Origin of the sequence: Paenibacillus shenyangensis (genome assembly GCF_000346635.1) — a bacterium.
Taxonomy (GTDB): domain Bacteria; phylum Bacillota; class Bacilli; order Paenibacillales; family Paenibacillaceae; genus Saccharibacillus; species Saccharibacillus dauci.
Genome location: NZ_AOIG01000035.1, coordinates 15244 through 37618 on the forward strand (window position 1 = coordinate 15244; position 22375 = coordinate 37618).

Here is a 22375-nt window from a genome sequence, read left to right on the forward strand (position 1 = left end):
AGCTAGAAGAAGGCAGAATCCAGAGAATCATCTGATTACTGCTGATGTCTTGAGGCTGTACAGATTTCAGTTTGTCGACGATACGATAGGCTGAGCCTGAATACGATTGATATTTTCTACAAATGAATAGCATATCAGATAGAATATACAAAAAGCTGACTTCGTTTAGGAAGTCAGCTTTTTGGCGTGTCTGTCTAATAGTAGTGGTACAATGCACAATAAAGTACAGAAACACAAAGTATCTTTTTACTGCTATCTGGCAGTTTACAATAAATCAGCCCAGGAAAGATTGTCTCACCCGGTTCCAGAATGGATACGGACGATATCTGGCAAAGCTAACACGTACTTTGGAAACCTGACAGCGAATCGAAATCAGATCGTCAATCGACAGATTTAGATGATCGATGGTCAGCTGCAAACGCTGCGGCTTACGGGAATGAATATCGCAGTGATGGTGCTTGGGCAGCATCATGGATGAGCCGAGTGTACGGTAGACGCGGTTGTTGATCGAAGCAATCTCGGCAATCTGCAGCGCTTCGATAGTCGGATGTACCATGGCTCCACCAAGTGCTTTGTTATAGGCAGTACTACCGGATGGCGTGGAGATGCAGATTCCATCGCCACGGAACATTTCAAAAATCTCGTCATTGATATCGACCTGGGCAACCACGGTTGTACCGTCTACACCTTTCAATGTAAATTCGTTGAGAGCCGTGTAATGGGAAGTACCGCTCTTGGTCGTGATCTCCAGATCGACCAGTGGATATTTGACGATCTTGGGATGATGTTCCATGCTGTCACTGGATTCACCAGCCATGAATTTCACCAGTTCTTCCAGCTCATCGGCCTTCCAATCTGCATAGAATCCCAAATGACCGGTGTGAATACCAACAAAGGCCAGGTCGGGAATATGATCGATAAACGTATGAAAAGCGTGCAGCATCGTACCGTCTCCACCGATAGAGACGACAATTTCAGGTGATTCCGCATCGAGTTCAAAACCGTACTTGGCAGCCAGCTTATGGAATCGTTCACTAAGTTCAATGGATAATTGGTCTCCGCGATCAAGTACATAGTATCTCAAGTTATGGAAGCTCCTTTGTCCAGTATGGTTAACCTACTCACTTTTGATGATAATCAATTCTTACAGCGAACACAATGTTTTACTGAATAATTAACAGGAAAACGATATAGTTACGCAGACGAAATATAAACGCAACAATATATCGTTTTGTAAAGAGTCTGTAATCTAATTGTTAAAGTAAACGCTTACAAAATGGATCCTATTTGAGTAGAGGTATGGTAAAATAAAGACAAGAATAACACATTATCCACCGTCGGAAGTCAATATAACTTTGAGAAACGGAGTGATCAAGATGAGTGTGAGTATTATATCTGGTCTTGTCGTGTGTGCGTTCGTGTATGTCATCCGATCCTCTTTTGTACAGCCTGGTGAAGAAGACGGAAGCATGTACTAATTATTTCGACACTTTAATCTAACTTAATTTCTACTCATATATCCACTTTCGCCGCCAAGGCGTAAAAGGGCAGGAGCGCTAAATTAACCTTTAGCGTTCTTTTTTATTGCAAAATGATCCTAAAATGGATCGGCATTCGGTTAAATTATGCTGCTTCATTCAAGTACACATTCAACTATGTTATAATTTTGGCAATGACGCATGGAAAGTTGGCGATTCACTGTGAAATTTGATCGATCTATTTATGAGCTGCTTGGCGGAGATGAAGGTCTTCGTCGTCTGGTTGAAGCATTTTATCCAAAGGTTCAGCGTGATCCATTGATTGGTCCTTTATTTCCGGAAAATATTGATCCGGTAATGGAAAAGCAATATATGTTCCTGTCACAGTTTTTTGGAGGTCCACCCCTGTTCTCGGAAAAGCATGGCCATCCGATGATGAGAGCCAGACATATGCCATTTCCGATTACACATGAGAAAGCCGATGCCTGGCTGGCCTGCATGAACGAAGCATTGACTGATATTGGTATAGAAGACGAGCTGCGTGTCTTTATCATTGACCGCCTGTCCGGACCAGCGCACCATTTTGTAAATACAAATTAATTTTGGGGGAAGATGGATTAGATGGGGGAGTCTGTAGAGTTAGAACCGCTATATCAAATAACGGTAAATTGTCCGCAATGTGAAGAGGACTTTAAAACAAGTCGTGTACGTCCAAGCATGAAACGGGCTACACGGCGGGATTCTGATTTTTGTGCTTATTACCAGCATGAGAATCCTGATTTCTATGTGGTACGGATCTGTCCGCATTGTGGATTTGCATCCACGGAGAATTCACTTGCCAAACTAAACGGTGATCAGAAACAAAAATATATGAGTCAGATTGGCAGCCGCGTTGCCAAGCGTGATATGGGAGGACATCGCACAGCAGAACAGGCACTCGAAGCCTACAAGCTCGCTCTGATGTGTGCACAAACGATAGGGGATCGTGAGCGCATCGTAGCCAGTTTCCTGCATCATATTGCCTGGTTGTATCGTTATAAAGGGGAATCAGAGCAGGAACTGCGCTTTATCCGGTATTGTCTGGAATCGTATATTCGTGTATTCGAGCTGGAGAGTGTCAGCGGCAGTGATGCGAAGCTGATGTATCTGATCGGGGAGCTGCACCGCCGTCTGGGTGAGTTTAATGATGCGGTAAAATGGTTCTCGCGCGTTATTAATGATCAGCGTATTACCGATTCGGCGATGATCCGTGCTTCACGTGAGCAGTGGGTGGTACTGCGTGAACAGATGCTGTCCAAAAATATCGATTTGCCGGAAGAAATGCAGCAATAAGATTTATAGTATGACCCAGGATAGACAAAAGGAGCCCTCATGCAGAGAGGCTCCTTTTTGATGGATAAAACACATGGAATCGTTCCCCAAAATAATACATGGGGAGGCTATACAACTATTATCAGCAGTCTACAATCATCTGTACTGCGTGTACTGCGTGTACTGCGTGTACTGCGTGTACTGCGTGTACTGCGTCTGGCTTAGCGCAGTACGGTATCGGTCAACAGATAGTCGGAATCGCTGTCCAGCAGGGTAACCCGGTTGCTGCAGCAGGGAAAGACCAACAGCTTCTTTTTGCCATTATGAATCGTCGCCAGCTCCTTGGGACGGATCGGCAGCAATACATTATTGGTATGGCAAAAAGGACATTCCTGAATATATACATCATTCATTACAATATCGTAAGGCCAAGCCTGATTAAATGGAATCATTATTCATTGCCGCCCTTTTGCTCATCTTTGGCCAGTTCGGCCAGCTTTTGCATCAGGATGTGCTGTGGCATATGCATGAGCTGCTCCAGAGGAACATTAAGCTTCTCGGCCAGTTTGACAGCCGTATCCGCAGAAATCTGTAGTGGTCGCATCTAAGCTCCCTCCTCATTACAAAATAGTGTTGAATTAGAGTATACTATAGTTATACCCTCTTGGCGATGATGAAGCATGATCCGCCCAAGGGAAGGCCGTGAGTAGCATAAAGTAGAGGAATTACGCTCACTGGCATTGTTGCAATCCATAATTAACCACTGGTCATATTCTTACTTCTGTCTGCATGCAGACCTACACAGAAAGGTGATGTCAACATGAACCATCCGCTGAATCCAACTTGGAATCTGGAACCCATTTTTGCAGGAGGCTCTACTTCCGAACAATTACAAGTATTTCTGGGCAAACTGACGCAGGATATCGACCGGTTGACGTCCGAGCTAAAGCAGCTGTCGGCTCCGCAGCAGGTAGAAGAGACACAGCCATTTGATACGCTGCTGGAGCAGCTGCAGGATACAAGAATACGCCTGCGCGAAGCAGGATCATTTGCCAGCTGTCTGACCGCTCAGGATCAGGGTGACAAGCAGGCTACCCGTCTATCGGCTGCATTGTCCGATCTGTCGGCGAATCTGCAGGCGCTGTTCGTACAGTTCCAGAGTGTTCTGCTGGATACCCCGGATGAAGTATTTGCCGACTGGATGAAGCGTCCAGAGGTAGCACCGATTGCCTTTTACTTGAATGAAATCCGTTCAGTCGCCGGAGAGAAAATGTCGCCTGAGCTGGAGAGTCTGGCTTTGGGACTGGCTGTAGATGGTTATCATGGCTGGAGTGACTTCTACGATACGATTGTCAGCCATGTGCGTATTCCTTTTGAACAAAATGGCGAGACCGTTATGCTCTCGGCAGGTCAGGCAGCGAACAAAATGAGCGACCCGGATCGCAACTTGCGCGAAGAAATGTTCCAGAAATGGGAAGACGCATGGACTGGTGTAGAAGACTTTTGTGCGGATACACTGAATCATATTGGCGGTTTCCGTCTGAAGCTGTATGATCGCCGCGGCTGGGACAACGTACTCAAAGAACCGCTTGCCATTAACCGGATGTCCGAGCAGACCCTCAATACAATGTGGGACGTTATCGTCAAAAACAAACCTGTATTTGTCTCCTATCTGGAGCGCAAGGCAGAGGTACTGGGTGTAGAGCGGCTCAGCTGGAATGATGTAGATGCACCGATCGGAAATGTCGACAGCAAAGTAAGCTATGATGATGCGGCTGATCTGATTGTAGAACAGTTCCGTAAGTTCAATCCGGAGATGGCAGATTTCGCTACCCAGGCGTTTGAAAAACGCTGGATTGAAGCGGAAGATCGCGCCGGCAAGCGTCCGGGCGGTTTCTGTACCTCTTTGCCATTGAGCAAAGAGACACGCATTTTCATGACTTACAGCGGGACAGCCTCCAATGTATCGACACTTGCTCATGAATTGGGTCATGGATATCATCAGCATGTGATGAATGATCTGCCTGCTTTCAGTCAGCAGTATGCGATGAACGTTGCCGAGACGGCATCGACTTTTGCCGAGATGATCGTAGCGGATTCACTCGTTAAAGAAGCCAAAACCGAAGAAGAAAAACTGTCTTTGCTGGAAGACAAAATCCAGCGCAGTATTGCATTTTTCATGAATATACATGCCCGCTTCCTGTTCGAGACACGCTTCTATGAGCAGCGCCGCTCGGGTATGGTGGGCAGTGAAGAATTAAGCCGCCTGATGGAAGAAGCGCAGCGTGAAGCCTTCTGTGATACGCTGGCGTCGTATCATCCGCATTTCTGGGCATCCAAGTTGCATTTCTACAAAACAGGCGTGCCGTTCTATAATTTCCCTTATACATTCGGCTATCTGTTCAGTACAGGAATCTACGCGATGGCTCAGCGGGAAGGTGCCGGATTTGCCGCTAAGTATGATGCACTGCTGCAGGATACCGGCCGCATGACAGTAGAAGAACTGGCGCAGAAGCATCTGGGTGTCGATCTGACACAGCCTGAATTCTGGCAGGGAGCAGTCGATGTCGGTATTGCGGATGTGAAGCTGTTCCTGGAAATGACCGCTTCTTATGCTCGTTCCTGATAGAGTATATAAGTTTTAAGAATTAATGATATATGGCAGCTCCTTTTATTTCTGCAAACGAAATAAAAGGAGCTTTTTATGTTAAATACAGCTGGACACACCGTAATAAAATCTTCGCTGACTTCCAATGTTCAAAAGAATCTATTAGAATAAGGTCACTTAGTAGTTAAAGGAATTTTATGTCGAATAATGGTTCTTAATACCTAAATATGAAAATATGGCTTGATAGATCCGAATGACCGACATATAATGAGTCTTAAGTCCTGATTTTGCAGGGCAAAAAGAGGGAAGAAGGGGAAGAAATGCCTAAGAATGATCTGGTTTCTCTAGCGAGACAACTTGATATTGTCTTTAAAGAGCTTGAAAAAGAACTATCCTGTCTGGATTCGGGAACGGTATTTATCCAAATCCGTAATAACATGATTGGAAAGTTCGGTATCAAGCATAATCCGATCGCCGGTAGAGATGGAGAGTGGAGTGGTCCAGAACATGGTCTGAGTGCAATTCAGATCAAATCGTTTCGACAAATGGCAATTGAATCGCTAAAATTCAAAAATCATTGGACGCATGGGGAAATCGGCTATGAATTTGCAGTACGCAAAGGGCTGATTGCGGTCGATACGGTAATTGAATCCAACTACAACATGGCTAACCACATGATTCGCTATCCTAGAGCTACATACAGCGATACCAACGCAGAATTATCGTAGGTTTTGGGAGAAATGATCGTCAAACAGCAAGGTATAGTTTGAGTTGCACGATGTAACAAGAAGCAAGAAACAAAAGTAGAGCCATTGGATCGGAACAGGCATCATGTTTACTGCCATTATACGTTTATATTATATTTTATTGGCTCGTTTGAGCCGCATACCCGATGTACTGGATCGAACAATGGCAAAAAGGGCTTCCCGATGGGAGGCCCTTTTTATTTGATATTCATTATAGAAGTGTAAATTTCTCGATAACATCCAGCTGCAGACTCAGTTCTACCGGTTCGCCCGGATGGAGTTCGATCAATCCGGTAAACTGCTGTGGATGTGATGAATTTGGAGCATCCGGCAGACTGGTATACGGCTCGATGCAGAGAAATTGATCGCTTTCACCCTTGGTATACAATACCCAGTATTTGAAATAATCCGGATCAGCCGAATAACGCAGACCGTAGCCATCATCACGTTTCAGCTCTGCACTAACCGGACGTTTGTCACCGATTCGCAGCAGATTGTCCCAGTTGCGGTTTGCCATATTCATGCCGGTATTTAGCTCTTCCCATTCGTCCAGCGGTACGACTTCACCTGTTGGAATCTGCTCTTCGTCCTGAAGCAACTGATCGCTGACCGGAATCTTGAGCGTCCAGCGCTCGGGTTCGCCATCCAGCAGGAACCAGGTATGCAGTCCAAAACCAAATGGAGCCGAATGCTCGCCCAGATTGGTAATTTTGAGGCGCTGCATCAGTGAAGTGCCTTGCAGCTGCAAGGTCATTTCAAGCTTGAGCGGCGTCGGATATTGTCTGATCCAGTTGGGATCATCCGTAGTCAGCAGTTCGGTAACGATCTGGCAGCCGGCATCGTTCTCGTCAATATCGGATACACGCCATGGCTGAGTACGATGCAGGCCGTGGATATGATTATCATTGGCAGTATTCTGATCAAACTGATACTCTACACCATCATACTCAAAGTGCCCGCGGCGAATCCGGCCGGGCGGCATCAGCATGGGCATACCAAAGTGATAGGGCTTTTGTAAATAAAAATCCAGATCGCTTTCTTCTGGACGGCGAAGAATGTCACGATTCTCCTGTAGGTCACGAATACCGATAACATTGTTGCCTAGCTTGGGCAGCAGAGTGACTTCAAGCTGCTTGCTTTTTAAAATGTACGTATCATAATTGTTCCAGGTTCCTTTGGTCACTTTCATTGTGCTGCTCCTTCCTGATCTTTCAGAACAAATGGGAGTGAGAATAATACAGTTATCATACCAGATTTTACGGATAAAAAGCGATTTGACATTTACGGATTTGGGAATTATGATGAGTGCAAGATACTGGGAATACGATGATAGAGAATAGTAGGCAGAAGAATGCTTCTCCAGAAAGCCGGTGGTAGATGCGAACCGGTGAAGATGGTCTGCTGAATGGACTCTGGAGTGCCTGGCTGAAATGGACCTCTGAGGAGGCGTCCGGATTAGGCTGGCCGGTTGGTTCACCGTTAACGGAACCTGTATGAGGCCGGACTCTGTCTGTGCTGCGGAACTAGGATATAGTACTGCAGCCAAGTGATACCGGTAAATGAGGGTGGCACCACGGTCACACGTCCCTTGCTGGATGTGTGGCTTTTTTGCGTTCCATTTTACAGGCAGAGTATCCTGAGTGGAGCAGAGTATAAGCTGCAATCAGCTCATCTGGCAAATCCATCAGATGCATCATGTCCGATCCTGTCTCTGTACTTATTCCCATGCATCATCAACTTGAGGAGGAACACCAATGAAAACTGTATTATCCGGCATTCAGCCAAGCGGTCTATTGACGATCGGTAACTATATCGGGGCAATCAAAAACTTTGTGGAGCTGCAAAATGAATATAACTGCTACTTTATGGTAGTGGATTTGCATGCCATCACTGTGGCACAGGACCCTGCAGCACTGCGGGAAGCATCCGAATCGGTCGCGGCTCTGTATCTGGCGGCAGGACTGGACCCATCCAAAGCGAATATTTTCCTGCAGTCCCATGTTCCACAACATGCAGAACTCGGATGGATTATGACGACACTGGCTTCTATGGGCGAGCTGGAGCGTATGACCCAGTTCAAGGACAAGTCGGCAGGCAAAGAAAATGTAGGTGCAGGACTGTTCGTCTATCCGGCACTGATGGCAGCAGATATTCTGATGTACAATGCCGACGTGGTACCGGTTGGTGATGATCAGAAGCAGCATTTGGAGCTGACTCGCGATCTGGCAGCACGTTTCAACCATCGATTCGGTGAATTCTTTACTTTGCCGGAGCCTTATATTCCGGAAGTGGGCGCACGCATCATGTCACTGGATGACGGTACGAAAAAAATGAGCAAGAGCAACCCGAATACAGGCAGCTATATCGCCCTGCTCGATCCGCCAAGTGTAATTCGCAAAAAAATCAGCCGTGCAACAACAGATTCCGGCCGTGAAGTGCAATATGATCCAGCAAACAAGCCGGAAGTCAGCAATCTGATGACGATTTATTCCCAGTTCTCGGGATTATCCCTGGCCGAGGTGGCGGATAAATTTGAAGGACAGATGTATGGAACATTCAAAAAAGATCTGGCTGAAGTGGTAGTAGCCGGATTGGAGCCGCTGCAGCAGCGGTATCAGGAGATTCGTCAAACGGGTGAGGTCCGTGATATTCTCCGCCAGGGTGCCGAAAATGCACAGGCCGCAGCGGAGAAAATTCTGACCGGAGTAAAAGACAAGATGGGATTCCTGCCTAAAGGATTCTGATTCAGGCCGGATGATTGCTGCTGCGGCGTTCCCGCTTGGCTTTGATTACAAAGCCCCAGCCGATATTGGCGACGCCGAGTACGCCTAGCAGTACTGCGAGCCACGCAGAATGGGAGATCGCAATAGCACAAAACAGCAGCAGCATAATCGAAGAAACAGCAAACCAGAGGGAAAGACCTTTACTCATAGGGATAACAGCCTCCTGAAAAAATAGAATATAGATAAAATAAATAGTTGTAGGTGATGTAAGCGTATAACAATGCTTATATCCATTGTGCCTGACCGCTGGTCATGGGTCAAGCGAATCTGTCGGAAGTTTCCATATGCCGGCTGCCTATCATCGTTACCATTGTAGTACGCGTAGGCCCTTTTTCGGTTAAAAAAGCTGGAATGCCTCTGGGTATTCTTTTGCTTTTGGATCTGAAAAGGGGCTTTTTTGTAATTGATAAAAGAAGTGTATTGTCAGACATCTCCATTCCTGCCTTTAATTATCGGTGGGGCGAAAAATAAAGCTATGCTATACTGATAATGATTATCAATATTATTTGGAAAGGATGGCTATGGACAAATATGGTATTTGGTAGACAACTGCAAATCGGGATCTGGCTTCTGGCTGCCGCAGCGGGACTACTGCTGTCGGTCTTTTTCGCTGTGTCCTATGGGGCAAAAGAACTGACACTGTCTGCAGTCTGGTCTGCTGTATGGCATTATGATCCAGGCTTGACTTCCCATCAGATTGTACATGATTTGCGATTGCCGCGCGTTCTGGGTGCAGCTGTAATCGGCTTGGCTTTTGGTACGGCAGGTGCCATGATGCAAGGAGTAACACGCAACCCGATGGCGGATACCGGTATTCTGGGGATCAATGCAGGTTCGGCAGCAGTGGTGGCACTAAGTTTTGCATTTATTCCGGGAGTTTCTTATTTACAGCTGATGCTATTGTCATTTGCTGGTGCGGCACTGGCTACACTGCTTATTTTGCTGCTTGGCTCTGCCACACCGGGAGGGCTGACTTCGATGAAGTTGACGATAGCCGGGGCAGTGATTGCCACAATGCTGCACTCTTTTAGCACCGGCGTAGCGATTTACTTTGATCTCAGCCAGGATCTGGCTTTCTGGTATGCCGGAGGGGTGAGCGGGATTACATGGGCTCATCTACAGTTGATTACACCGGTGATTGTACTGGCGATGATAGGGGCCATTTTGTTGGGGCGACCGATTACTTTTTTGTCGCTGGGGGATGAGTCGGCAATCAATCTGGGAATACGGGTCCGCTACATAAAGGTGATAGCGCTGACTTTAGTTGTTATTCTGGCAGGTGTATCGGTATCGGCGGCTGGATCAATCAGTTTTGTGGGTCTGGTTGTACCGCATATGGCAAGACGTCTGATTGGCGTGGATTATCGCGCAGTCATTCCGTTGTCTGCGCTGCTGGGAGCAATTTTGCTGGTGTGGGCAGACCTTGCTTCGCGTATAGTTCAGCCGCCCAGGGAGTTTGCTATCGGAGCGATGGTAGCGATGGTCGGAGTTCCCTTTTTCCTTTATCTGGCAAGGCGAGAAGGGAGAGAACTGTAAATGAATCTACATCATATGCAAATGCAGCGTGCACGTCGTGCCTGGTGGGTGAGCATTATACTGCTGGTCATCTCGATTGTAGTCATCCTGATTAGTATCAATACAGGGACAATTCGTCTGTCTCCGCTACGGGTATTGTACACGCTGCTGGGACTTGGCACCCGACAGGAACATATGATTATGTTCGATTACCGGTTACCCCGCATCCTGATCACGATTCTGGCTGGAGCGGGTATTGCGGTAGCTGGTGTGATTCTGCAAGGTACTTCCCGCAATTCTCTGGCTGATCCTGGTGTACTCGGTATTCATGCCGGGGCAGGGTTCGGGTTGATTGTTTTTGTATCCTTTTTCCGTACCATGGACGGTCCGGTATCCCTGATGATCCCACTGTTCACTTTTGCAGGCGGGGTATTGACGGCAGTGGTTATTTTCCTGCTGTCTTATGACCGTCAGCGAGGACTATTGCCGATCCGTATGATTCTGGTTGGTATTGCAGTAGCCGCCGGGATCAGCGCGATCACACTATTGCTGTCATTGAAGCTGGATGAGGATACATATACGTTTACAGCGACATGGCTGGCAGGCAGCGTCTGGGCCAGAGATTGGGTTCATGTATGGACGCTGCTGCCCTGGATTATATTGCTCTTGCCATTGGTGTACTGGCACTCGCGTTATCTGGATTTGTTCACGCTGGGAGATGAGCTGGCTTCCGGTATAGGCAGTCAGGTCAATCGGAACCGAATTGGTCTAATGCTGCTGGCAGTTGCCCTGTCTTCCGCGAGTGTAGCTATGGTGGGTTCGATAGGATTTATTGGATTGATTGCTCCACATATAGCCAGGCAGCTCGCCGGCACGCAGCACCGTTACTTTATGCCAGCAGCTGCACTGCTCGGTGTGGTGATTCTGCTGACAGCCGATACGATAGGACGCTCGATTTTTCACCCCAATGCTGTACCGGCTGGTGTAGTGGTAGCTGCGATCGGTGGTCCTTATTTTTTGTATTTATTATTTAAAAGTAAATTCTAATAATGATGGAGACACAGAAACGATATTGAATAAGTAGTAAAGGGGTTCGGATTCCGGACCGGAGCAATGAATAAAAGTAACTCATCTATGTGGAGGTTTTATAATATGTTCAAAAAACCGCATCTTATTATAGTTATTGGTATTATGATGGCATTGCTGGCAGGCTGCGGACAACCAGCAGCTGCACCATCTGGTACAGCCGTCCAAACAACAAATGGTACTATCACACATGATGCCAACGCACGGGTCGCTTCCATGTCGATTCATATTACCAATAATCTGCTTGCTCTGGGTATCAAGCCTGTTGGCTCTGTAGTCGGCGGTGATGTCAAAGACTTTCTGCCGCATGTAGCCGATCAGCTGCAGGGTACAACCAAGCTGGGATCGGTCGCTGATCCGGATATGGAAGCACTGCTTTCTCTGCAGCCGGACGTGATTTATATCGATAAAGAATACTCTGGCAAAGATCTGGCCAAGTTCGAAGCTATTGCTCCAACAATCGTAATCGATATGGATCAGGGAACCTGGCAGGACCAACTCAAACAGATCGCCACCCATACAGGACGTACCCAGCAGGCAGATGAATTTATCAAAACCTATGATGCCAAAGCTGCCAAAGTAAGCGAAATGATCCATGCCAAACTGGGCGCCGATGCCAAAGTCATGGCGATTCGTGCAACAGCCAAGGAGCTGCGCGTAATGAGCACTGGCAGACCGCTTGGTCCGATTATGTATAACGATCTAAAGCTCAAGCCTACGGATGGAGTAGCCGATATTGCAGCTACGGAACCATTCGCTTTAATCTCCAAAGAAGTACTGCCGGATTACCATGCTGATGCGATCTTCGTTATTATCAGTAAAGGCAGTGAAGCGCAAGCGACATTCGACGCATTGGAATCCAATCCGGTCTGGCAGAATCTCAAAGCGGTAAAAGAAAAGCATGTCTATATGCTGGATGGACAAAAGTGGCTGGATTACTCTTCCCTCGGTCACAGTATGGCACTGGATGATGCCGAACAGTTATTTTCCAAATAAAAGCTTGTTTCTCCCAAACTTATTTTGATAATTGGAAAGATTGAAGATTGAAGATTGAAGATTGAAGATTGAAGATTGAAGATTGAAGATTGAAGATTGAAGATTGAAGATTGAAGTGGATGAATCTAATCACCAAAAAGCCCCTGCAATTTTCCCACCACCAAAAGGATCTCCATCCTAATCGGTACATGGAAAAGCAGGGGCTTTATTCATTTCATCTTATCAAATGTAATTGTTAGCTCATATGCAGACTGAGTCGGTCGTTCATTTTGTCGGGACTCAGCCAGCCTACATAGGAATCAATCGCCTGGTAATTTTCGTCCATCACAACAACTGCCACAAACGGATACTGACGACGATGGCGATAACGTACATCCGCCCAGCGTACAATATAACCGTTCGATGTTTCTTCTACCTCGGAGACCGTGTAGGAAGAAAAGTACAGGAGTGCGCGTATATCGCGATGACTGCGTGAAGCTTCGATCGCCGGATGACTCATGGACTGAATCGAGTCGATCCAGATCAGCTTGTCCGGGCTATACCAGCCAATCCGGTAGCTGCCGTCTTTTTTGGCATGAACCACATGCCAGCGGCGCAGGGAAATCGTAGGGATGAGTATATAGTGACCATCTGGCTCCGGAGAGCGTCCGTCCTCGATATCCATCTGCTCGACTTTGCGGGTCAGATACCAGTGAGTCAGCGTACGCCATACATAGTACAGCGCGATAACCACATACAGGGTTACAAATAATGGAGCAGGCGCTACCAATCCCGTAATCCACAAAATTAAGGCTGCGATATGAGTACCGAAAATAAATGGATCAAAAATATTAATAATATTCCATGAAATCCATGTCTCGCTAAACGGACGCACCGCCTGGGTACCATACGTATTAAACAAGTCGGTAAACACATGTAGTACGACGGCTACAGCTGTCCATAGCAAAATATGCCAGAAGCCTTCCTGGTGCAGCAACAGCGACGTAAATCCGCTGATCAGTGCAATCCACAGTGCCATAAACGGCAGGGAGTGGGTGATACCTCTATGATTGCGCACATAGGTCGCATTATCTTTTAGTCGTAAAATGGTGTCGGAGTCCGGCGCCTGTGAACCTACAATTGTAGCGACCATAACGGCAATAGCAAGCCGCGGATCGGAAGCAACAACAGGATCAACATAGGCAAGTCCGGCAAGTCCAAAACCCATGGCAAAATGGGTAGCAGTATCCATTCGGTATTCTCTCCTTATGACTTTCAGGATGTCCGTATTCATGAGGAATAGGAGGTCTGACGCGACAGTAAAAGCAGGAGTACTGCAGTATTCTGTCTCTATACTATATATCTGTTCCAGTTAGTGTGTAGTTTACCATAAACGGAAGACGAAAATATTAAAGCACGATGAATTCAGCACCTTGTCAATAAATTGTCATAATAATGACCGATCCTACCACTGAATTCCAAAGACTTTTGTATACAGGTATGATAAAGTTTATAGAGCAATTATTTGGGTGATTTATTTTATTCACTTTTTGTGAAAATCTGTAAAAATGCATAACGCATTTGCAGATGATATACAGAGAGTGAATATTTTTGTGATTATGCTTCTTGTTTACTCATCGGCTGTTATTAGCTGAATATTAAGGAGGAACTTATAAACGTGGATAAACATTTGGGTTATCAAACTCCCCCGGATTCCACAACGTTCGTAAGCCCGTCTCCGCAAGACCAGGCCGTGACCTGGAGAGATTTTGTCGCTTTAACCAAGCCCGGGATTCTGAGATCGAATCTGGTGGCTACGTTTGGCGGCTTTTGGCTTGCTTCCGGCTGGAATGTTCATTTTATACATCTGATCTGGACATTGCTCGGCACCATGCTCGTTATGGCTTCTTCGTGTGTATTTAACAATTATTTTGACCGTGATCTGGATACCAAGATGGCACGGACACAGGATCGTGTACTGGCTACACGCCGCCTGTCACCGAATGTAGTTCTCTGGTATGCTATAGGACTCGGTATACTCGGTCTGGGTGTACTCGCCATATTCTCCGGCTTGCTGGCGGCAGCGCTCGGGGTACTCGGCATGTTCGTATATGTGGTTATCTATACGCTCTGGCTGAAGCGCTCGTCTACATGGAGTACTTCCATCGGTGGAATCTCCGGTGCGATGCCGCCTGTAATCGGCTATGTAGCAGTAACCAATCATATTGATCTGGCCGCCTGGCTGTTGTTCGCGATGTTGTTCCTATGGCAACCGCCGCATTTCTGGGCACTCGGTATTCGTCGTGTGGAAGAATATCGTGCTGCAGGCTTCCCACTGCTTCCTGTTGTCAAAGGAATTACGCGGACCAAGTATCAGATGCTGCCGTACATTGCGCTGCTGATTCCTATTCCGATTCTGATGTATGTGTACAACTATACCGGAGTCATTTACATGATTGTATCGCTGGTATTATCAGTCGTATGGCTGTTCATGGCAGTAGCAGGCTTCCGCAAACCGGATACAGATAAATGGGCGAAAACAGCTTTTATTTTCTCCATTAACTATCTCACATTAAGCTTTATTCTGATGATTATTGATACTGTTCATAAATAAAAGCCATAATAGAGTACAAATTGAAGTTTTACAGCTCCCATTTCCCGGGTAATACCGGATACTTTATTATTGTAGCCGCAGAGTGTTCTTCATCTCTGCGGCATTTTTAATAGGCAAAAATCGATTTATGACCACGAAGGCCCGGGATCGATAATGTACTCGTCCAGTCCTGCTTTTTCCAGCTGGGCAACCACGTATTCGTCCGGTGTGCCTTCTACACCTGCATAGCCGCGCCGGGTATACATATGGGTGGCATCCGGAAAAGTATCGCTCAAAACAGCACGTATTTTGCGACCGGATGGATCGTTGTCCATAAACAGATACACTTCGTCCTGGCCAACCTGCTTGCGCAGCTTCTCCAGCTTTTGCGAATTCAGTGTGCCAAAGGTGCATAAAATCTCTACTTCGGGTTGAAGCAGTCTTCGCAGCTTGCTACGGTCATTTTTGCCTTCTACAATAATATGAATCAAGGTCATCACCTCTATAAATAATGGTATCGGATAGCGAGGTTCCGATGCAAAAACAGGAGTGCGGGAAACTGCTGACACCCTGTATATACTTCGGTTATAATGATTCTAGCTTGCCGACCCAATTGGCAGCCTAATGATAAATCTCTGAATTGTAATGAATACACCAATTGTGCTGAATTTGACTCAGCAGATGCAAAATGCAGGAGGGGAAACAAGATGGATTGGCAGGTATGGAGCGAATTTTTCAGGCAGAACTGGCTGATCATTCTGGTAGCCCTGATTATATTGTTTATGGTTATTAATCTGGTCAAAACGGTGATCAAATGGCTGATCGTTATTATCATTGTCGTCGCCGTGTGCATATATAGTGGAATTTCTATCGATCAGATCCGTGATACCGTCTCCGGCGTAACCGGTCAGACCGTAGCCGCTCTACAGGAGCAGGCGATGGATGTGATGAAAGACGAAGCGAAGAGTGCCCGCTTTATCCAGAACGGTGATGGCACCTATACCATCAAGACCGACACGATTGAATTGAAAGGCACGCCGGGAGCAGGCAAAGTCGGAGTAACTTTCCGTGGTGTTCCTCTGGGAGAATGGGAGATTAACAGTACCATTCGTTCAATGATTGACCAGGCCAAGAAAAATACAGCTGCAGGAGCTTCCTCCTGATGAACAGTCTGATCAAATGGGAGGAACGCATGTATGGATCTGAGCAGTATCCAAGCATTATTCGATAGCAGTCTGGTCTCCTGTCTGTTCTATGGCATCGTGCTGATATCCGTACTGCAGGGAATCCGTCATGGTGTGGTCCGTTCAGCCGGCATGCTGTTCTCATGGGCAAGTCGTACGCTGCTGACAATCATTGCGATTATTCTGGCTGCTCCGTTTGCCCTGTGGGTGTCTCCACATGTACAGACTTGGGCAAAGCAGGTATCTTCGTCCGTACCGCAGGGAGAATTACAATGGTGGTGGGAAATGTACTACTCGGCGGTCTATCTGATCTCGGAGTTCTCACTTCTGCGCTTTGTAGTGCTATTTATGCTGAGCTATGTGGTAGCGAGTATTTCCTTTTCATTGCTTGCTGTAATGCTGCTGCCGGAAAGGTGGCGGCAGGGAGGTCTGCCTATGGAAGAACGTCGTTCTTCGTGGTTCAGCCGTGTACTGGGCGGTGGCATTGGACTCGTGAATGGACTACTGCGCTGCGGGATTGTTATTCTGGCCCTCTTTATCGCGATCAGCCTCTATCCCAATACGAAAATGTCCTCTTATGTAGAAGCTTCCTCGCTCTATAGTCATACGGTTACAGCTGTCGTACAGCCGCTTACAGGTTCCTTTGTCAAGAATACCTTACCTGTATTCACGAGTGCCGTGGAGCAGGAGCTGACCGGTATTTTCCAGCGTAAATACGATGTAGTCGATCGCAGTATTCCTGCGGATATCGAGGAAGCGGCGGCATCCGTCGTATCGGGTGCAAGCGGAACAGAAGACAAGGCGCAGCGCTTATACGAATGGGTTGGTTCACGGGTTAGTTATGACTATGGCAAAGTTACAGATTATGAGCAGCGCGGCGTATGGCATGAACAGACACCGGAAGATACTTTTGCTACCCGAATGGGCGTCTGTATCGATTATGCCCGTCTGTATGCGGTAATGGCTCGGTCGCAAGGAATTGAAGTGCGGGTCGTTACCGGGCTCGGTTATAACGGTCAGGGAGGTTACGGACCGCATGCCTGGAACCAGGTATATCTGCCGGATCAGCAACAGTGGGTACCGCTTGATCCGACGTGGGCGTCTGCAGGCAACTGGTTTAACCCGCCCAAATTTGCAGAGACCCATATTGAACAAAGCGTATTATAAGGTGCACTGGCAGGCTCCGAATCCAGTGATTCGACAGCTAAACGCGAAATTTCTCAATCGCCTGTCGGCTATGCTAATATATAGAGTACATGTTGAGTCGTAGAGTCCCAAACCGCACAATACAGTACCATTCGTAAGAAGGTATCTGTGAATAGCGGCATCTATACCAAGGTAATCAGATACATTTGAACGATCAGGCATTACAAGACCGTGCCTTATAAACAGGTGCTTTCTTGTGATGTCGTGAAAAGAAGGAGAAAGATCAAGAAATGAAGAAATCGGGTATTGATGAGTCGTCCAAGCGCGAACTTCGAAATCAACGTCAGTTCTCTATCCGTCTGAACGTTTTCTTTTTTGCGACATTTATTGTGTTTACTGTCCTGATTGTAAGGCTGGCGATTCTCCAATTCGTCGAAGGACCCACACTGAGGGAAAAGGAAGCAAGCATCTCGACCAAGAGTACGCCAATTCCACCGATTCGCGGAAATATTATGGATGCGTCGGGTAAAGCTCGAATCGCGTATTCCACGTCCTCGCAATCGCTCTATTTTACATTGACCAAAAATTACAAATTGGAAAAGAATAAGCCGGAATTATATGAAATTGTCGGCAAGCTCAAAAAAGTATTTAATGAATATGGCGATCCCAAGGAAAAAATGACTGCCGAGCAGATCATCAAAGCGATGGATATTGAATCCAAGGTACAATTTGGATACACGCCAAGACGAATCAAAAAGAATCTGACCAATGAAGAAATCGCCCATTTCCTGGAACACAAGGATGAGTTCAAGGGAATCGAGATTGTCGAGGAAAGTGTACGTCACTATGATACCGATCAAGTGGCAACACAGACAGTTGGTTACCTGCGCCAGTTCAGTGGCGTCAGCGCGACGATGGATCATTACATTAACAAAGCCAGAGTAACAGATGCAGATGAGAAATATCTGTCTACCGAGTATGTGGGTGTAGATGGTATCGAGTATGCGTACCAGGATGAGCTGCGCGGTAAAAATGGTCTGAAAACAACGCCTGTCAACTCACTCAATATTGCTACAGGTCGAACTGAATTGACTGCTCCGCAAAAGGGAAATAACGTCTGGATGACGATCGATAAAAATGTACAGCTGGCTACCCAAAAAGCGATTACCGATCAGCTGTCCTATCTGCATTCCTATCGAAGCGGCAGCTCTTATGCACCTAACGCCCAGACAGGCTATGCCGTAGCAATGGAAGTAAGTACGGGTAAAGTTGTAGCCATGGCCAGTATGCCAGACTACGATACCAACGTCTGGGAAAACATGACAGACGAAACGTACAAAGAAATCCAGCCTCATGTTGCCAACGGTACGATCAAAGAAGTATATCGTGAAGGTCATGCTTCCTCCATGGTATTGATGGGATCGGTTATCAAGCCGCTTACCGTACTGATTGGACTCAAAGAAGGACTGATTTCACCTGGATCAGGATATCAAGATAGAGGTTATGCCGAGTTCGGTAAAGAAGGTCATGAGACCAGAGTACGTAACTCCAGCGGTCACGTATATGGTTATTTGACACCATCTACAGCAATTCAGCATTCTTCTAATGCATTTATGATCGATGAAGTGGGCTTGCCTTTATATCGTAAATATCAGGCAGACTCGATTAATGTATGGGATAAATATATGAAGCAATTTGGATTAGGCATATCTACGAAAAGTGGGCTGCCTGGCGAAAGTAAAGGTTCAGGTGAATATATGAACTTGGAAGCTGCAGGTAGTGCCCAGGCTGCGATGGCGTTTGCTTCCTTTGGACAGCAGGGGAAATATACAACATTGCAGCTGGCTCAGTACGTAACTACCCTCGCGAATAAAGGCAAGCGTCTAAAACCACAGTTTGTCAGCAAGATTACTGACTCTGAGGGGAATACGGTCAAAGAATTCAAGCCGGAAGTTGTGAATACGATCAATCTGCCGGATGAATATTGGAACACAGCGATCAACGGTATGCGCAGTGATGTACCAGTATTCAAAGATTACAAATATGATGTTGCTCGTAAAACAGGTACATCCGAGCAATCTATTTATGGACATACTGTCGATAACGGGGTATTTATTGCGTTCGCTCCACGTCAGAATCCCAAACTGGCCGTAGCTGTAGTTATTCCGGAAGGTGGATTCGGGGCACAGAGTGCTGCCCCGGTAGCACGCAAAATTTTCGAAGCCTATGATCAGGAATACGGTCTGGATGGCATACCGAAAAAGACAACTGCGGCAGATACAGAAGCACAGGACAGCAATCAATAATAAAGTAAGATGAATTTTCGGTTTAGACAGTCATTGAGTATAAGGGCTAAACCTAGACGGATAATCATAGTTAGGCAGCAGGGAGCAGACGATATAACGTTTGCTCCCTGTTTCTTTTTATGGATAATAAACAATAATGATATAGTATTGTTAGGTCGATTACTGTCTATTTCCATATAGCAGGTATGGACTACCTTATATAATGATATCAAGCAGAAGATGATACGTAACCATTACAAGACGACAATTATGAGGTTTGTCAGCAGTCTGCTGGTCTTACTGGCTAATGGGGTTAAATAGATATTGCATCTAGGATGTGTTACTACGTCTGGTTATGCTAAAATGAAGAAACAACTACATATTATGGAATGCCAGATTAATCAGGCACTCTAAAATACAGTACACACCTAGAATTAGAGGAGGTTTATAACGTTCATGAAAAAAATAGGTTCATCCGAGTCGGAAGAGTTTGAAGAGAGTCACCGACGCCAGTTTTCGATCCGGCTGAATATTTTCTTTTTTGCTACTTTTCTTATATTCACTGTGCTTGTGGTACGGTTGGCTATTTTGCAGTTTGTGGAAGGGCCTACATTGACGGAGGAAGAATCAAGTATTACCAATAATGAGACACCGATTCTGCCGAGCCGCGGAATTATCTATGATGCTTCAGGCTCCAAGATCGCGTATTCGATTCCAACACAATCGCTGTATTTTACATTGAATAAAGATTATCAGCTGGAAAAGAACAAACCGGAATTTTACAAAATTGTCGGGGACCTGAAGCGTGTATTTAATACATACGGTGATCCGGACAAAAAAATGACGGCTGACGAGATTATTGATGCAATGGATATTACGTATCGCAAAAACTTCGGTTATACGCCGCGCCGGATTAAAAAGGATCTCAGCAACAAGGAAATCGCTTATTTCCTAGAGCATAAAAATGAGTATCAAGGTATTGAAGTCCGTGAGGAAAGTATTCGTCAATACAGCCCAGATCGCGTAGCAGTTCAGGCGGTCGGTTATCTACAGGGGTTCTCTGGCGTTAAAGCAACTGTAAAGAAATACAAAAACAGAAGCAATCTTAGCGGAGCAGATAAACGTTATCTGGATACAGAGTTTGTAGGTATGGATGGGCTCGAGTACATGTATCAGGATGAATTGCGTGGTAAAAATGGAGTACGCAGTACTCCAGTAAATGCCTTAAACCGTGCTGATGGACGTAGTGAGCTGACTCCTCCAGAAAAGGGTCACAACTTATGGATGACCATTAATAAAAATGTACAGCTTGCTACACAGCAGGCGATTACCAATCAGGTCGCCCAGCTACGCTACCAGCGTGGTACGGGTAATGCACTAACCGGCTATGCAGTAGCTATGGAAGTAGAAACTGGTAATGTAATCGCGATGGCAAGCATGCCAGATTATGATTCCAACATCTGGTCCAAATCACCGTCAGGACAACAAATTGCAGATCTGGCATCCATTTACCCGAACGGTACCATCCGAGAGATTTATAATGGACGACGCGCATCTTCCATGGTGTTGCTTGGCTCCGTTATCAAGCCACTCAGTGTAATGATTGGTATGAAGGAAGGACTATTCACTGCCGATACATGGTATTACGATCGTGGTTATGCCGAGTTTGGTAAAGCGGGACATGAGACCAGAGTACGAAATGCATTGGGAGAAGTACTGAATTCATTAAATCCGACAAAAGCTATTGAAAAGTCTTCGAATGCTTTTATGGTTGATATGGTTGGTAAGCAGCTTGTTGTTAAATATGGCAGCAAATCGATTGATGTATGGGATAAATACATGAAGGAATTCGGTCTTGGTGTATCGACCCAGAGTGGCCTGCCTTATGAAAACGAAGGCCGGGGCGAGTATACGAATCTCAAGGCAGCAGGTAGTGTGCAGGCTGCGATGGCGTATGCTTCCTTTGGACAGCAGGGACGTTATACAACGCTCCAGCTTGCCCAGTATGTTACTACCATTGCCAACAAAGGCAAACGCCTCAAGCCGCAATTCGTCAGCAAAATTACTGATGCCAAAGGTAACGTTGTAAAAGTAACCAAGCCGGAAGTGCTCAATACCGTCGACTTCCCGCCGGAATACTGGAATACCGTTATTAACGGAATGCGGAGTAAAGTGGAAGTACTGAAGAATTACCGCTACGATGTAGCTCGTAAAACTGGTACCTCCCAGCAGTCGGTATACGGCAAAATTGTCGATAACGGTGTATTCATCGCCTTCGCTCCACGTGATAATCCAAAGCTTGCGGTAGCCGTAGTTATTCCAGAAGGCGGATTCGGTTCCAAAAGTGCGGCACCTGTTGCAGTCAAAATTTTCGACGCGTATGATCAGGAATACGGTCTGGATGGCATTCCAAAGAAAAATACATCGACCAGTGAAGGTGAAGAAGCAGCATCGCAATAATGGACTTTCGATGATTTTTCCAACAATAGTAGGAGCTATCCTATTGAACAGCAAGTCAATCAGCATAAAAGGCACTTTCCTCTGCGGAGGGAAGTGTCTTTTTTGTGTATGCACAGTCTGGGTTTTAGCACTTGCATTTTGACATTTCACCCCTTAAAATTTGCACTAAGGAAACATTATTTCTTTATATAAAAATAAAGTCATA

Annotated in this window: 21 protein-coding genes and 1 other annotated feature; of the genes, 14 read left to right on the forward strand and 7 right to left on the reverse strand. The window is 46.2% G+C overall.

Annotated elements, in window-relative coordinates; genetic code table 11:
* Positions 1–274: 274 nt before the first annotated feature.
* The gene (locus tag H065_RS0123595) at positions 275–1084 is read right to left on the reverse strand and encodes an NAD kinase (RefSeq protein ID WP_017815570.1); all 810 of its coding nucleotides are present in this window, start codon (positions 1082–1084) and stop codon (positions 275–277) included.
* A 595-nt stretch (positions 1085–1679) separates the two neighbouring features.
* Here H065_RS0123595 and H065_RS0123600 point away from each other — a divergent pair.
* From H065_RS0123600 to H065_RS28030, 3 genes are read left to right on the forward strand one after another with little or no spacing between them, the layout of a single operon-like run.
* Entirely contained in the window at positions 1680–2078 is a 399-nt protein-coding gene (locus tag H065_RS0123600) for a globin domain-containing protein (RefSeq protein ID WP_051058754.1), read from the forward strand.
* A 21-nt stretch (positions 2079–2099) separates the two neighbouring features.
* A complete protein-coding gene (locus H065_RS0123605; RefSeq protein ID WP_026136412.1) occupies positions 2100–2810 on the forward strand; it encodes a DUF2225 domain-containing protein in 711 nt (236 codons plus the stop codon).
* A 57-nt stretch (positions 2811–2867) separates the two neighbouring features.
* Positions 2868–3014, forward strand: coding sequence for a hypothetical protein (locus H065_RS28030; protein ID WP_193746801.1), 147 nt, complete (start codon positions 2868–2870; stop codon positions 3012–3014).
* Here H065_RS28030 and H065_RS0123615 read toward each other — a convergent pair.
* Positions 3011–3241 carry a hypothetical protein gene (locus tag H065_RS0123615; RefSeq protein ID WP_017815574.1) on the reverse strand — a complete coding sequence of 77 codons (231 nt, stop codon included), beginning with the start codon at positions 3239–3241 and terminating at the stop codon, positions 3011–3013. The genes H065_RS28030 and H065_RS0123615 overlap by 4 nt on opposite strands.
* Complete coding sequence (locus tag H065_RS27545; protein WP_017815575.1) at positions 3241–3393, reverse strand: YycC family protein; 153 nt, start codon at positions 3391–3393, stop codon at positions 3241–3243. The genes H065_RS0123615 and H065_RS27545 overlap by 1 nt, the downstream gene beginning before the upstream one ends.
* A 216-nt stretch (positions 3394–3609) precedes the next feature.
* Here H065_RS27545 and H065_RS0123625 point away from each other — a divergent pair, with 216 nt between their 5' ends.
* Together H065_RS0123625 and H065_RS0123630 are read left to right on the forward strand one after the other, a co-directional pair.
* Positions 3610–5415, forward strand: a complete 1806-nt coding sequence (locus H065_RS0123625; RefSeq protein WP_017815576.1) for a M3 family oligoendopeptidase — start codon at positions 3610–3612, stop codon at positions 5413–5415.
* A gap of 302 nt (positions 5416–5717) precedes the next feature.
* A complete protein-coding gene (locus H065_RS0123630) occupies positions 5718–6125 on the forward strand; it encodes a hypothetical protein (protein WP_017815577.1) in 408 nt (135 codons plus the stop codon).
* Positions 6126–6354: 229 nt separating this feature from the next.
* On the opposite strand, the gene H065_RS0123635 is transcribed toward H065_RS0123630, so the two are convergent.
* The gene (locus H065_RS0123635) at positions 6355–7332 is read right to left on the reverse strand and encodes an aldose 1-epimerase (protein ID WP_017815578.1); all 978 of its coding nucleotides are present in this window, start codon (positions 7330–7332) and stop codon (positions 6355–6357) included.
* 128 nt (positions 7333–7460) lie between these two features.
* Positions 7461–7735: a binding site (T-box leader), on the forward strand.
* 162 nt (positions 7736–7897) lie between these two features.
* On the opposite strand from H065_RS0123635, the gene trpS reads away from it, so the two are divergent.
* Positions 7898–8887 carry a tryptophan--tRNA ligase gene (gene trpS / locus H065_RS0123650; protein ID WP_017815581.1) on the forward strand — a complete coding sequence of 330 codons (990 nt, stop codon included), beginning with the start codon at positions 7898–7900 and terminating at the stop codon, positions 8885–8887.
* Between the two features lies 1 nt (position 8888).
* On the opposite strand, the gene H065_RS0123655 is transcribed toward trpS, so the two are convergent.
* Complete coding sequence (locus tag H065_RS0123655) at positions 8889–9074, reverse strand: hypothetical protein (protein ID WP_017815582.1); 186 nt, start codon at positions 9072–9074, stop codon at positions 8889–8891.
* Between the two features lie 383 nt (positions 9075–9457).
* Here H065_RS0123655 and H065_RS0123660 point away from each other — a divergent pair, with 383 nt between their 5' ends.
* The 3 genes from H065_RS0123660 (at position 9458) to H065_RS0123670 (ending at position 12523) form a co-directional block, all read left to right on the forward strand.
* On the forward strand, positions 9458–10462 hold the full coding sequence (locus H065_RS0123660) for a FecCD family ABC transporter permease (protein WP_026136413.1): 1005 nt from the start codon (positions 9458–9460) through the stop codon (positions 10460–10462).
* A gap of 21 nt (positions 10463–10483) precedes the next feature.
* Positions 10484–11488, forward strand: a complete 1005-nt coding sequence (locus H065_RS0123665) for a FecCD family ABC transporter permease (protein WP_026136414.1) — start codon at positions 10484–10486, stop codon at positions 11486–11488.
* Between the two features lie 105 nt (positions 11489–11593).
* Positions 11594–12523 (forward strand): ABC transporter substrate-binding protein, encoded by a 930-nt coding sequence (locus H065_RS0123670; protein WP_017815585.1) that lies wholly within the window; start codon positions 11594–11596, stop codon positions 12521–12523.
* 235 nt (positions 12524–12758) lie between these two features.
* Here H065_RS0123670 and H065_RS0123675 read toward each other — a convergent pair whose 3' ends face one another.
* Positions 12759–13754, reverse strand: coding sequence for a metal-dependent hydrolase (locus H065_RS0123675; RefSeq protein WP_017815586.1), 996 nt, complete (start codon positions 13752–13754; stop codon positions 12759–12761).
* A 438-nt stretch (positions 13755–14192) separates the two neighbouring features.
* On the opposite strand from H065_RS0123675, the gene cyoE reads away from it, so the two are divergent.
* Positions 14193–15116 carry a heme o synthase gene (cyoE, locus tag H065_RS0123680; RefSeq protein ID WP_443146864.1) on the forward strand — a complete coding sequence of 308 codons (924 nt, stop codon included), beginning with the start codon at positions 14193–14195 and terminating at the stop codon, positions 15114–15116.
* A gap of 125 nt (positions 15117–15241) precedes the next feature.
* Here the strand turns inward: cyoE and H065_RS0123685 are convergent, their stop codons facing one another.
* The gene (locus tag H065_RS0123685; RefSeq protein ID WP_017815588.1) at positions 15242–15586 is read right to left on the reverse strand and encodes a toprim domain-containing protein; all 345 of its coding nucleotides are present in this window, start codon (positions 15584–15586) and stop codon (positions 15242–15244) included.
* 216 nt (positions 15587–15802) lie between these two features.
* Here H065_RS0123685 and H065_RS0123690 point away from each other — a divergent pair, with 216 nt between their 5' ends.
* The 4 genes from H065_RS0123690 (at position 15803) to H065_RS0123705 (ending at position 22170) form a co-directional block, all read left to right on the forward strand.
* Positions 15803–16258, forward strand: a complete 456-nt coding sequence (locus tag H065_RS0123690) for a VHS/ENTH/ANTH domain-containing protein (protein WP_017815589.1) — start codon at positions 15803–15805, stop codon at positions 16256–16258.
* Between the two features lie 33 nt (positions 16259–16291).
* Complete coding sequence (locus H065_RS0123695) at positions 16292–17446, forward strand: transglutaminase domain-containing protein (protein WP_017815590.1); 1155 nt, start codon at positions 16292–16294, stop codon at positions 17444–17446.
* A gap of 269 nt (positions 17447–17715) precedes the next feature.
* Positions 17716–19731, forward strand: coding sequence for a peptidoglycan D,D-transpeptidase FtsI family protein (locus tag H065_RS0123700; protein WP_017815591.1), 2016 nt, complete (start codon positions 17716–17718; stop codon positions 19729–19731).
* 435 nt (positions 19732–20166) lie between these two features.
* Entirely contained in the window at positions 20167–22170 is a 2004-nt protein-coding gene (locus H065_RS0123705) for a peptidoglycan D,D-transpeptidase FtsI family protein (RefSeq protein ID WP_017815592.1), read from the forward strand.
* The last annotated feature ends 205 nt before the right edge of the window (positions 22171–22375 follow it).